9 protein-coding genes are annotated in these 12,981 nt (G+C 45.7%); 5 read left to right on the plus strand and 4 right to left on the minus strand.

What is annotated here, in order from left to right:
* Positions 1–664: hypothetical protein (locus CA598_RS31995; protein ID WP_179283692.1), on the minus strand; the 664-nt coding region annotated here is incomplete at its 3' end.
* A 473-nt stretch (positions 665–1,137) separates the two neighbouring features.
* Positions 1,138–2,151: an LLM class flavin-dependent oxidoreductase gene (locus CA598_RS17245; RefSeq protein ID WP_094868355.1), complete on the minus strand. Its 1,014-nt coding sequence runs from the start codon at positions 2,149–2,151 to the stop codon at positions 1,138–1,140.
* Between the two features lie 255 nt (positions 2,152–2,406).
* Between CA598_RS17245 and CA598_RS17250 the strand changes: the two genes are divergently transcribed.
* The 5 genes from CA598_RS17250 (at position 2,407) to pgmB (ending at position 10,522) form a co-directional block, all read left to right on the plus strand.
* Positions 2,407–3,411, plus strand: a complete 1,005-nt coding sequence (locus CA598_RS17250) for a LacI family DNA-binding transcriptional regulator (RefSeq protein ID WP_094877272.1) — start codon at positions 2,407–2,409, stop codon at positions 3,409–3,411.
* Positions 3,412–3,743: 332 nt separating this feature from the next.
* Positions 3,744–5,165: an ABC transporter substrate-binding protein gene (locus tag CA598_RS17255; protein ID WP_094877302.1), complete on the plus strand. Its 1,422-nt coding sequence runs from the start codon at positions 3,744–3,746 to the stop codon at positions 5,163–5,165.
* A 106-nt stretch (positions 5,166–5,271) separates the two neighbouring features.
* Positions 5,272–6,390: a carbohydrate ABC transporter permease gene (locus CA598_RS17260; protein WP_094868353.1), complete on the plus strand. Its 1,119-nt coding sequence runs from the start codon at positions 5,272–5,274 to the stop codon at positions 6,388–6,390.
* Positions 6,390–7,481, plus strand: coding sequence for a carbohydrate ABC transporter permease (locus tag CA598_RS17265; protein WP_094868352.1), 1,092 nt, complete (start codon positions 6,390–6,392; stop codon positions 7,479–7,481). Before CA598_RS17260 ends, CA598_RS17265 begins: the two co-directional genes overlap by 1 nt.
* A gap of 35 nt (positions 7,482–7,516) precedes the next feature.
* Positions 7,517–10,522 (plus strand): beta-phosphoglucomutase, encoded by a 3,006-nt coding sequence (pgmB, locus tag CA598_RS17270; protein WP_094877273.1) that lies wholly within the window; start codon positions 7,517–7,519, stop codon positions 10,520–10,522.
* A 60-nt stretch (positions 10,523–10,582) separates the two neighbouring features.
* On the opposite strand, the gene CA598_RS17275 is transcribed toward pgmB, so the two are convergent.
* Together CA598_RS17275 and CA598_RS17280 are read right to left on the minus strand one after the other, a co-directional pair.
* A complete protein-coding gene (locus CA598_RS17275; protein WP_094877274.1) occupies positions 10,583–11,974 on the minus strand; it encodes an aldehyde dehydrogenase in 1,392 nt (463 codons plus the stop codon).
* A gap of 32 nt (positions 11,975–12,006) precedes the next feature.
* Positions 12,007–12,981: an aldo/keto reductase gene (locus CA598_RS17280; RefSeq protein ID WP_094877275.1), complete on the minus strand. Its 975-nt coding sequence runs from the start codon at positions 12,979–12,981 to the stop codon at positions 12,007–12,009.

The raw sequence follows: 12,981 nt of genomic DNA on the forward strand, positions 1-12,981 counted from the left end.
TTGGTGAATCCGTAGGTGTCGTAGTTGGTGCAACCGTAGGTGTTGGTGAAGCTTCAGGTGTAGCTGATGGTGTTTCCGTAGGTGTTGTAGTCGGTTCAGTTGTAGCTGCCGGCGTTGCTGTAGGTGATGGATCAGGTGTAGGTGCAACCGTCGCTGTTGGCGTTGGCGTTGAAGTAGGCTCGGCGGATGGACCTGGTTCTCCGGAAGCAGAGAATTCAAAAGCTACGGTCGTAGCCTTTCCTTGATATTCGTTGTCGGCTTCCCATGGGAAGGTTACATCCATTTGAATTACACTCTTCTCTCCTCCAGCAAGTGAACCGATGGTTACTCTGCCGGCTGCCTCGCTCATCACTCCCGAATAGATGATTACTCCCTCTTTTTCGAGTGTCATTTGGAGAATATTGTACAGCTCTACGTTTCCAGAGATGAATTTAAAGTCCACAAAGTAATCGAAGCCTTCTGTGCCATCATTAATAATCGTGTACTCTGAGCTCATTTCGTCACCGGGCTTCATATTGTTCATGGTGGCTGTGCTCGTGGTATGAGAATTCACAGTAAGTTTAATGGTATCCTGAGCGCTTACCCCTCCAGCGTGCCATATTACTCCTACCAGAATAATCAGAACGTAAGCAGCTATGAAGACCGAATGGTATTTCTTCTTCACTTTCTTTGCTCCTTTCTCCTGAGCCGCTTGTAGCTGTTGAAAACAAAATCTGCGGGCTTCCGGCAAAATCCTCCGTTTTAAACACTTATTCCATTATACATTGTCGAAATAAGTGGTATTGTGAAGTACCACTCTTTCAATTATGGGTGGAATCTTTCCGAAAGAACGAAGGAGAGGGCGTATCCAAAATACAAATCGTTCGTTATAGCGAATATATAAAGTATAATCAAAATGATATCCAAAGAAAAATGATGTATTACAACTAATTAGATCATATTTGCTTAAATAATAAGAGTATAGTCCGTTTATCTGTTGATTTCTCTCTATATCTCTTTATTTTTATGTTTTTTCATTTCTTAGTAGTGTTTTATTAAGAACGGTTTCGAAAACAAAACAAAAAAGGCAAGACGGATATCTGAAACGGGAGAACTCCCGATACTCAGATAACGTCCTGCCTTGTTAGGACTGCAATCTTACAGTTCTTTCATAGCCTCAGCTACAATTTCATAGGAACGAAGACGAGCCTCATTATCATAAATCCCTGCGGAGATAATCAATTCATCAGCTTGTGTCTCTTTCAGAATGTCTTGAAGTCGTTCTTTAATCGCTGCTTTATCGCCAGAGAAGGAATAACGCTGCTTATCGAGCATGATTGCTTTTTCTTGTACCGTCCATAGCCCATCCATACTCTCAACGGGTGGTTGTAGCTTGCCTGTCCGCCCGCGGATGATATTGAGGAACTGCTGCTGCTGCGAGGTAGCCAGCTTTCTTGCCTCATCTACACTATCGGCTGCTGTAACCCCGAGTCCGATCATAACATAAGGTTTGTCTAGTACTTCTGATGGACGGAAATTACTGTGGTATATGTGCAGCGCCTGAAGTAAATACTCAGGTGCAAAATGGCTGGCAAAGGCAAAAGGCAACCCTAGCTTGGCTGCTAGCTCAGCACTAAAGCCGCTGGAGCCTAAGAGCCAGATGGGAACATTTAAGCCTTCCCCAGGAACCGCGCGTACTCCGGCTGGGCGCGATCCTGCTCCTGCAGGGTCGAAGTAAGCTCTTAACTCACTTAGCTGCTCAGGGAATTCACTACCGTCGCTTCCTAGGCCACGACGTAGCGCACGGGAAGCTGGTTGATCAGATCCGGGTGCTCTGCCCAGTCCAAGATCGATCCGTCCCGGATATAAAGATTCGAGAGTCCCGAACTGTTCGGCAATCACAAGTGGCGCGTGGTTGGAAAGCATGATGCCGCCAGAGCCAACACGTATACTTTGGGTGCCACCAGCAATATGTCCGATCAAGAGTGAGGTAGCAGAGCTGGCAACGCCGATCATATTATGATGTTCAGCGAACCAATACCGATGATAGCCCCACTTCTCAGCGTGCCGGGCTAAATCTAGAGAGTTATGAAAAGAGTCTGCCGCGGTCCCTCCTTCCACAATAGAAGCCAGGTCCAGTACGGAGAATCGAATGTCACGAGGTTGTTTCAATGTTATCCCTCCTATAATAAATGCTCTATGCTCATAGAGCAGTATTTGTAGCTACGAATATCGCTACTCGATTAGTATACCATGTAATAAAACTATATACACACTTTAAGTAAGTTGTTTGTCTTCCGAGTAAGAAAGAGGAGGAAAAGATGAATTTTTTAAAATAATGTAAGCGCTTCAAAAAAACTATTGTTATTTCCAATCGGGCTTGCTATAATCACATCGAAAAGTTCCCTAAAAAAGGAAGTTATCATTATGAAGCCAACCATAAGAGATGTTGCCAGAATGGCCGAGGTGTCGATTAGCACAGTGTCACGTGTTATGAATGCACCGAATTCGGTAGTGGAGAGCAAACGGAATCGAGTGATGGAGGCTGTAGAACGATTGCGGTATCAACCTAATTCATTTGCACGTGGTTTGATTTACAAGAAGTCCTTTACACTGGGCCTGCTTATTCCGGATATTGAGAACCTGTATTTCGCAGGAGTGATTCGGGGAATGCAGGATGCTTGCATCAAGCTTGGGTATAGTCTGATGATCTGCAATACGGACCGCGACAAAGAACGACTACTGTCCTATATTGATAACTTCCACGAGAAACAGGTGGATGGAATTGTATTTGCCAGTGATATCCTTTACCCTGAGTATCATGATAAATTGGTCGGTTGTAGAATTCCATTTGTGCTAGTGTCCTCGCATTCCGATGAGTTCGACATTCCGAGTGTGGAAGTGGATGATGAAGCGGCTGCCTATGATGCGGTAAAGTTCCTGATTGATTTAGGTCATAAAGACATTGGTATGATTGGTTTTAACCATGATAATTCCGTATCAGGACCACCGCGCTATGAGGGATTTGCAAGAGCGCTAACAGAGTCAGGGCTACAGCAGAATATTGTGAAGAGCAAATATGCCAGTCATCGGTTTGAACATGCTTATCAAGCTGCACATGAACTATTTACGGATTACCCCGAGCTAACTGCTATTTTCTGTGTTGCAGATGAATTCGCGATGGGGACGATTTCTTATCTGAAGGATCGCAATATTCTTGTTCCAGGTCAGGTATCCGTGATTGGGTTTGATAATCTAAGGATGTCGGGTATGTTCATCCCGAAGCTAACTACGATTGCACAGCCGATTTATGAGTTAGGGTATCGTGCGGCCGAGAAGCTGCATGAATTGCTTACAACAGGTGAAGTGCAGGTATTGAATGAGAAGATGGAGCATAAGCTGATTGTGCGGGAATCTACACGAGAAAAATAGGAGTAGTTCACTTTTGTACCACCCTCTGAAAAGCTTTTCAGAATTCGGCGCTCGTCTTAGGCAACATTTGAATATTTGCTTGGACAATCAAAATAATTTTTACCAAAACATTTCAAATACAGATTGGAAACGCTTACTTTATGTGATACTATAACAAATGTAAGCGCTACAATTAATTGGAATTGGTGATTCGATTCTTTTTTAGTATAAATCCTTAGATTCTGAAAAGCTTTGCAAGGGGGTGATCTGCTACAAGCTGCTTATACATGCCAGGGTACCGGATGATTGAGTCAGAAGCAATCTCTAAAACCATTAAAGGGGATGTACAAAAGATGAAGAAAACCTCAGGACGTAAAAAGTCATTGGCATTAGTACTGTGTTTATCCTTCACTATGATGCTGAGCGCCTGCGGCGGAGGCAATAACAACAACGCAGCGGCTACAGATCCGCCTGCGGCTACTTCCAGCCCAACAGCAGATAACACTGAAGCTACAACTGCTCCTAGCACCGAGCCTTCGGGATCGCCGTTAGAGTTAGCCATGAAAGGCGACTATAAAGGAACTAAAGTAACGATGTTCGGTCCTTTTGTAGATGCTGACCAAGTGAAATTTGAGAATAGTATTAAAGAGTTTGAAGAGAAGACAGGAATTGATATTCAATACGAGGGCTCAAAAGAGTTCGAAGCTACGATAAACATTCGAGTAGACGGTGGAAATGCTCCGGATATCGCTGATTTCCCGCAGCCGGGACTCCTAGCCTCAATTGCTAAGACTGGTAAGGTTATCGATTTAACTAACGTGCTGGATCAAGCCAAATTGACGGCTAATTACAACAAGAGCTGGCTTGATATGTCTAATATGGACGGGAAAGACGGCAAGATCATGGCGGGGATTTGGAACCGCAGTAATGTAAAGAGCTTGGTCTGGTATCCAAAAAAGCAATTTGACGAAGCGGGCTACAAGGTTCCTGAGACATGGGATGAGATGATGGCTCTGACGGAACAAATTGCGAAAGACGGTGATCCTGCTTGGGCTATTGGTATCGAGAGTGGTGCTGCAACAGGCTGGCCAGCAACAGACTGGGTAGAAAATATAATGCTTCGTACGACCACACCTGAGAATTACGATAAATGGGTAAAGGGTGAGCTGCCATTTACCTCTCCAGAAGTGAAAAATGCAGTTGAAACCATGTCCAAAATTTGGCTCAACAAGGATTATGTCTATGGTGGTGCAAAATCCATCGTGACGACATCGTTCGGGGATGCCCCAGCGCCAATGTTCAATAATCCTCCTAAAGCATGGTTTAATATGCTCGGCAACTTTATTACGAGCTTCTTCCCTGAAACGGCAAAGGTTGATGTAGATTATGATTGGTTCTACCTGCCGCCTATTGATCCTCAATATGGTAAACCAGTGCTAGTTGCTGGCGATATTTACGCGATGTTCAACGATCGTCCTGAAGTGCGTGCAGTTATGGAATTCTTTACTACAGGAGAATCCATTAAGAGCTGGGTACAATCGGGCGGCGTAATTGCTCCAATGAACGATGCTTCCCTGGATTGGTATACCTCAGAATCCGATCGCCGGATGGCGAAGCTGGTTCAGGATGCTTCCACGCTGCGCTTTGATGGCTCTGACCTGATGCCGGGCAAAGTGGGCGCAGGTACCTTCTGGAAGGGCATGACCGACTACGTAAGTGGTACTGCGACGCTGGATCAGGCGTTGGAACAAATCCAGTCTGGCTGGAACAACTAACCTAATATTGAAAGCACACAGTTAAAAGAGGGGCAGCGGGATTTGAAGGTTCTCTGCCCCTCTTTTTGTTTTCCAAAGCGCGAGTATAGGAGGAGCTGGAGCTAATATGGGTGGACAATCACAACTACAACCACAATTGAAGCCACAATTAAAAGCCAAGCAGACGGTAAGTCTTAGAGCGGTATTGCTGTCTCTTTTAGTATTAATAGCCAATGTTGTTGTTAATGGCTCGATCTTTTTATTCTTTCGGGATTCGACGCTAAATCCGCTACTAACGGCGGTTCTGGCTGTTCTATGGGGGGTTCTGGGTGTTTATCTGATCTATTACACACTTACCTGGGCAGTCGAGCAATATCCTGATTATGTACGCAGAAAGGTATTGCCTTATATTTTTATTGGTCCGGCAGTGATTATATTGGGGTGGCTACTGGTGCTGCCGGCGCTGCGGACGCTGTATTTAAGCTTTTTTAATGCTTCTTCAGAGAAATTTGTGGGTCTCAGCAACTATGCAGCGATCTTTAGCGACCATCTAATGGCAACGGCACTGCGTAACAACTTACTTTGGGTATTCGTTGGTACATTGGCATGTGTAGCTTTTGGGCTCTTGATCGCAATTCTTGCCGACAGAAGCAGCTATGAGAAGCTAGCCAAATCGATCATCTTTATGCCGATGGCTATTTCTTTTGTAGCTGCAGGCGTTATTTGGAAGTTTGTATATTACTATCAACCCGGCGATGAACAAATTGGACTTTTGAACGCCATCGTTACTTATTTCGGGGGAGAACCACAGGCGTGGACGAGTATGCTTCAGCCGTGGAATAACTTTTTCCTCATCATCATTCTGATCTGGATGCAGACTGGATTTGCGATGGTGATATTCTCAGCAGCTATTAAGGGAGTTCCTGATGACATATTGGAAGCTGCGCGAGTGGATGGTGCAAATGAGGTGAAGATTTTCTTTGGAATCATGATTCCCTACATTTCAGCAACCATTCTGACTGTGACAACAACCATTATCGTCTTTACGTTGAAAATATTTGACGTCGTCATGGTGATGACTGGGGGTCAATACGATACAGAGGTAGTGGCTACACAGTTTTACCGCCAGTTCTTTATGTACCGGAATTTCGGTTATGGCTCCACGCTGGCTATTGTTCTGCTGATCGCGGTGTTGCCTGTGATCATAATTAATCTACGTCAGTTCCGAAAGCAAGGGGGATTCTAATGGCCGGGAAAAAGAAGAGAAAAGGCAGCAAGACGATTGTTAATATCGTGCTGGGTGTGATTTGTTTCATTTGGTTGCTTCCGACCCTTGGGCTCTTCATTTCCTCCTTCCGTCCCGCTGCCGATATTCTGCAGACTGGATGGTGGAAAGCTTTTCCCCATCAGGAGTGGAAGGCTGGAGAGACCCTTCAGCTATCGAAGGATGTGGATTTGCGGGAGCCGATCGAGGTGAACGGTAAAACTTATACCGATGAGCAGCTGAAGGCGGGTGTGAAGGCCGATGGCAGTCGTTTGATGTGGGAGAACCGTAGAGCGCGTACCATAAATCAACAAGAACAAGGCTGGAAAATGACACCTGATCTTACATTGGATAACTATAATAACGTGCTTTCGGGCAAGGAATACAAGCTCAAGCAAGCTGATGGCAGTGAAACGGTGCAAAAGGGTACCGGATTGTCGCAGGCCTTCTGGAATACACTGACGATTGCTGTTCCGGCGACGGTAATTCCGGTGTTGATCGCTTCTTTTGCCGCCTATGCTTTTGCTTGGCTACGTTTTCCTGGGCGCCGCACACTTTTTGTCATCATTATTGCTATGCTCGTTATTCCGATACAAGTTGCACTTATTCCAGTGCTCAAAGATTATACGGCTCTTGGACTGAACGGAAGCTACTTGGGCATTTGGCTGGCGCATACGGCCTTTGGATTACCGCTAGTTACCTACTTTATGTATAACTTTATCAGTCAGCTTCCTAAGGATTTGTTTGAGTCGGCTTTTATGGATGGGGCGAGCCATTTCACTATTTTCAGTAGGCTGATTCTGCCGTTATCTGTGCCCGCACTGGCTTCTATCGGAATCTTTCAATTCCTATGGGTGTGGAATGACTATTTAGTCTCGCTGATTTTTATCGGCAATCAACCGTCAGTGCAGGTCATGTCGATGAAGATCGCCGACTTAGTAGGTTCACGAGGCAACGACTGGCATTTACTCACCTCGGCTGCATTTATCTCCATGCTGATGCCGCTCGCAATTTTTTTCCTGCTGCAAAAGTATTTCGTCAGAGGGCTTATGGGTGGATCAATAAAAGGTTGATTTGAACAAAACTGTGTCAGGAGGAGCATAGAGAGATGAAGATGAAACCATACGTACATCCGGCTGCGGTGTATCCTTACCGGGAGTGGAGTCTTGATGAGGAGACTTATGATGAAGAGAACAATCAGAGAAGCGAAAGTGTATTTTCTCTTGGTAATGGATACATTGGCATGCGCGGTAATTTCGAGGAAGGTTACCATGGCCACTCGGGCTCATCTGTAACAGGGAACTATTTGAATGGATTTTTTGATTCTGAGCCTATTGTTTATCCAGAGGGAGCTTATGGGTATCCTTCCCGCAACCAAGCCATGCTGAACGTAACGGACGCCAAGATTATTGAGCTCAGCATTGAGGGTCATACCTTTCAGTTGAACAGTGGGCAAGTGCACCGTTATGAACGGAAGCTGGATATGCGAAATGGGATCTTGCATCGGCAGGTAGAATGGGAATCTCCTGCCGGACACAGGGTACAGCTGAACATTCGTCGGATGGTGGCCATGCAGCATAAACATTTAGCGGCCATAGATTACGAGGTTAAGGCATTGAATTTTGAGGGAACCCTAACGTTTAATTCATCGATCGATGGTGAGATCCAAAGACCGGAGGTCACGAATGACCCCCGGCTGGGATCAGGGAGTAAGGAACCCAATTTGCTGCTAGTCGAAACCGGTCATGAGCTCGAGCAGTCCTTTTTGTGGATGAAGCAGAGGACGCGGCATACCGGGTTTGCTCTTTTAACAGGGATAAGTCACAGTCTGAATTGTAGCTCTGGATATGAAAGGCTCATGCAGCTAGAAGATCAGCGATTATCCATGCAATGGGTTGTACCAGTGGTGATGGGGGAAAGGATCTCCCTGACCAAGTACATTTCGTATCACACTTCTAAGGATTATATAGAAGACGAGCTGTTGAGCAGGTGCTTAGAAGTACAACGATTGGCGGAGAATTGTGGATTTGAAGCGCTTGTTCGTGAACAACGGGCTTTTCTGGATCATTTCTGGGCACATACCGATGTGGAGATTCAGGGCGATCTTGCGCTTCAACAGGGTATCCGTTTTAATGCTTTTCAGTTGCTGCAATCCGTAGGACGTGACGGGGTTACGAATATTGGGGCCAAGGGCCTGACAGGTGAAGGATACGAAGGTCACTATTTCTGGGATACAGAGATGTATATGATACCCTTTTTTACATTTACACAGCCGGAGATTAGCCGGAAGCTACTCGAGTTTCGTTATGCTACGTTAGATAAGGCACGGGAACGGGCAGCAGTGATGTCTCAGAAGGGAGCACTATATCCTTGGCGCACCATAGATGGGGCTGAGAACTCTTCCTATTTTCCGGCAGGAACGGCACAAATGCATATTAACGCGGATATAGCCTATGCCATTAAACAGTATGTGCGGGCAACTGGCGATTATGAGTTTCTTGTCCTGGAGGGGGCGGAAATGATATTTGAGACCTCCCGCTTTTGGGTGGATCTGGGTCATTTTAATCCGGCCAGGGAGGGTGCGTTCTGTATTGACGCGGTGACGGGTCCCGATGAGTATACAGCTATCGTTAACAATAATGCATACACTAATCTTATGGTAAGGGATCAACTCTATTACGCATATGAGATAGCCAGACTGTTAGGAAAGCAGTATCCGGAGCCTTTTGAACGACTGAAGCGCAAGATTGGTCTGACTGAGGAAGAGCCTGGTGATTGGCTAGTCGCCGCAGAAAAAATGTATATCTCTTTTGATGAGGAGCTTGGCATCTATGCTCAGGATGATACGTTTCTGACTAAGAAGAAGTGGGACTTTGAACATACGCCAGCGGATAAATACCCACTTCTGCTTCATTACCATCCGCTGGTGATTTACCGCCATCAGGTGCTCAAACAGGCAGATCTGGTAATGGCCATGTTTCTGTTAGGTGATCAGTTCAGCTTGGCGGATAAGATCCGGAATTACAATTACTATGAGCCGCTAACGACACATGATTCTTCTTTGTCACCGTGCATTCACAGTATTATTTCTGCTGAGATTGGTGATTTAACGGGGGCATACGCCTACTTTGACCGCACAGTACGGATGGACTTAGATGATATCAACCGCAATGTGAAGGACGGACTGCATACTGCTGCTATGGCAGGATCTTGGCTGTCGATTGTGAATGGATTTGGTGGGATGCGCTTATGTGGCGGTATGCTATCCTTTAATCCTGCCTTGCCAGCACAATGGGACAGCTATCGGTTTAAAATAACAAGCGGTGGGCATTTATTGGATATTTATGTTGATAGTAAGGTAGTGATCTATACACTACTGACAGGTGAAGTGGTTGAAATTCTACATAAAGGGAGCCTGGTGCAGTTAACTGTAAAGAAGCCGGTGTCCCTTTCAAATGTGAAGCAGCTTGAAGCTGTTATTTTCGAGCTGGACGGGATTATTACCGATTCTAGTGAGTATCATTATCTGGCCTGGAAAGCCTTAGCCGATGAGCTGGCGATTTCTTTTGATAGAGAGAAGCATGTACGTCTGAAGGGCCATAGTCGAATGGAATGTTTAGAGATCCTACTGGAGGGAAGCGGCCTGAATTTACCCCAACCGGTAAAAGGAATGCTATGCAACAAAAAGAACGAAATGTATAAGCAGCTGATTCAACAAATGACAGCAGATGATTTGCACCCTGGTATCCATCATCTGCTAACTGATTTGAAAGATAAGCGAATCGCTGTCGGGCTGGCTTCAATCAATGAGAATGCGATGATGATTCTTGAACGCTTGGAGATCGGACACTTGTTTCAGGCGATTGCTGACCCTAAAAACCTCCGTATGGGCAAGCCGGATCCGGAAATTTATTTACAAGTCACCGAGATGCTGGGCATATCACCTGACTGCTGCGCAGCTATCGAAGATACAGCGGAGGGGATAGCCGCCATCAAAGCCGCTGGTATGAGGTCCGTTGGAGCCGGAAGTCCATCCTTGAAAGAGATTGCTGAGCTATGGTTTCCTTCTACCGCGGAGTTACATGTAGAGGAATTGGTACAGCTGTACAAATAGTGAAAAGTCGTTCCCTGAAAAGCAGTAAACCTCCCAGTCATGGGAGGTCTACTGCTTTGTTTATTTCAATACTTTCCGGACTAGCTTGATCTTATTCCCATAGGGTGGGTACACAATTCCGAGATCGATTCGTGTGCCTCTCTTGACGATGCTTTTACGGTGGGAAAAGACTTCAAAGCTGTGCTTCCCGTGATAACCGCCGATTCCAGAGTTCCCTACCCCACCAAACGGCAAGCTAGCGTTCGCCACATGCGAGATCGTATCATTGATGCAGCCTCCTCCGAATGAGACTCGGGAAAGCACCTCTTGTTCAACATTTTTATCGGCTGTGAACAGATAAAGTGCAAGCGGTTTTGGATGCTCGTTAATACTCCGGATAGCTTCATCCAATTGATGATATTCCAATATGGGCAGGATCGGACCGAAGATCTCATCTTCCATAGAAGCGTCAGTCCAAGCCGCAGGATAGATTAGTGTAGGTTCAATATAACGTTCTTCTGAAATGACGGTTCCGCCCATAATCACCTTTTTCTGATCCCGTTCAATGAGACTGGTGAGTCTTTGCAGCTGGCGCTTATTTACGATCCGGCCATAATCTGTATTCGGCAACGCATTCTGACCATAGAATTCAGTAATTTGATGTTTGATTTTGGTGATCAATTCATTAGCAATGTCCTTATGAACGAGCAAATAATCGGGGGCGATACAGGTTTGACCGGCATTTAATAATTTTCCCCATACGATTCGCTTCGCTGCAACATCAAGATTGGCTGATGTGTCGACAATGACCGGACTTTTCCCGCCAAGCTCCAAGGTTACAGGCACTAGATTCTTCGCAGCGGCTTCCATCACGATTTTGCCGACCGGAACACTGCCCGTGAAGAAAATATAATCAAACTTGGCATGGATCAGCAGATTGGTGGTCTCTTTCTCCCCCTGAACTACGCGAATATACTGGGGTTCGAAGGTCTCCTGAATGAGCTGCTCTATAACAGCCGTGATAGATGGTGTACTCTCTGATGGCTTGAGGACAGCGCAGTTTCCAGCGGCAATGGCGCCTATAAGCGGTTCGATCAGCAGCTGAAATGGATAATTAAAAGGACCTATAATGAGCGCGGTACCGTAAGGTTCACTTAAGATATAACTCTTCGCAGGAAATAAATGCAGTGGTGATCTAACCTTTACGGGCTTCGCCCAACGTCTGAGATGCTTCATAATGTAACCTAGGCTGTCCAAGGTGAAGCCAATTTCTGTGGCATAAGCCTCAAACTCACTTTTTCCTAAGTCCTGTTGTAAGGCAGTGATAATTCGACTCTCATATCGTTTAATACTGTCTTTAAGTTTTTGTAACTGACTAAGTCTAAAAGCAATCTCTTTAGTTACACCACGATTAAAAAAATCCTTATGTTCTTCAAGCATCACTTGAATGCTTGCCGTTGTATGTGATGTCATAATACTCCCCTCCTTCATTGTAATAGTTCAAATTATGGGAGCCGATAAAAGGCGAAAGGTTCGCCAAAGCGGAAGGAATCACTTGCCTCATCCAGCTTGCTCGTAGTTTCCTCATTAAGCTGAATGGAGGTACTATGCAAATTCTGCTCCAGCTGCTCTACGCGGGTAGCCCCAACAATAACTGTCGAGACGGCAGGACGATTCATGAGCCAAGCTAAGGAAAGTGCAGTAGAAGAGGTTCCCAGTTCTTCAGCGATCTGCCTCACTTTGTTCCCCAGTTCGATCCGTTCATGATTCAGGAATCTTTTGAAATTAGGATCGGTATCTGCTCTGGACCCTGAAGGTGCAGAACCGCTTGAATTATATTTGCCTGTGAGAATTCCGCCCGCCAGAGGAAAATAAGGAATAATCCCTACACCTTGATCAAGACAAAGGGAGAGAAGCTCATTCTCCGGGGTCCGATCCGCTAAGGAATAGCTGCACTGAATTGAAATATATTTGGCGAAGCTTCGTGCCTCACTAATTCCAATCGCCTTCATTAATTGCCATGCTGTATAGTTGGAAGCCCCGATATAGCGTACTTTGCCCGAAGATACCATATCGTCCAAGGTCCGTAACGTCTCTTCAAGTGGCGTATTGGGATCGAAGGTGTGGATCTGGTATAGATCGACATAGTCCGTTTTTAGGCGGCGAAGACTATCTTCTAGCTCCTGCATCAAATGGCGCCTCGAGGAGCCGCTTCCGTTAGGTCCGTCATTCTTAACTAAGCCTGCTTTAGTGGCGAGAACAGCCTCATGTCTTCTACTTTCCAAGGCCAAACCGATGATCCGCTCAGATTCGGAGCCGGCGTAAATATTAGCGGTATCGATAAAGTTAATGCCATGATCCAGCGCAGCATGTACAATTTGAATGGAGGTTTCTTGATCCGCCCTTTTACCAAAAGCGTTTGTACCCAGTCCCAATGCGGATACTTGTAATCCGCTATTACCAAGTCTTTTAAAGTTCAT

The organism is Paenibacillus sp. VTT E-133291 (assembly GCF_002264395.1).
GTDB classification, from domain to species: Bacteria; Bacillota; Bacilli; order Paenibacillales; family Paenibacillaceae; genus Paenibacillus_AQ; species Paenibacillus_AQ nitricinens.

What these genes read in the sequence shown, in the direction of transcription:
- CA598_RS17250 (WP_094877272.1), top strand. Translation starts at nt 2,407, where the DNA reads ATGAAGCCAACCATAAGAGATGTTGCCAGAATGGCCGAGGTGTCGATT.
- CA598_RS17255 (WP_094877302.1), top strand. Translation starts at nt 3,744, where the DNA reads ATGAAGAAAACCTCAGGACGTAAAAAGTCATTGGCATTAGTACTGTGT.
- CA598_RS17260 (WP_094868353.1), top strand. Translation starts at nt 5,272, where the DNA reads ATGGGTGGACAATCACAACTACAACCACAATTGAAGCCACAATTAAAA.
- CA598_RS17265 (WP_094868352.1), top strand. Translation starts at nt 6,390, where the DNA reads ATGGCCGGGAAAAAGAAGAGAAAAGGCAGCAAGACGATTGTTAATATC.
- pgmB (WP_094877273.1), top strand. Translation starts at nt 7,517, where the DNA reads ATGAAGATGAAACCATACGTACATCCGGCTGCGGTGTATCCTTACCGG.
- CA598_RS17275 (WP_094877274.1), bottom strand. Translation starts at nt 11,974, where the DNA reads ATGACATCACATACAACGGCAAGCATTCAAGTGATGCTTGAAGAACAT.
- CA598_RS17280 (WP_094877275.1), bottom strand. Translation starts at nt 12,981, where the DNA reads ATGAACTTTAAAAGACTTGGTAATAGCGGATTACAAGTATCCGCATTG.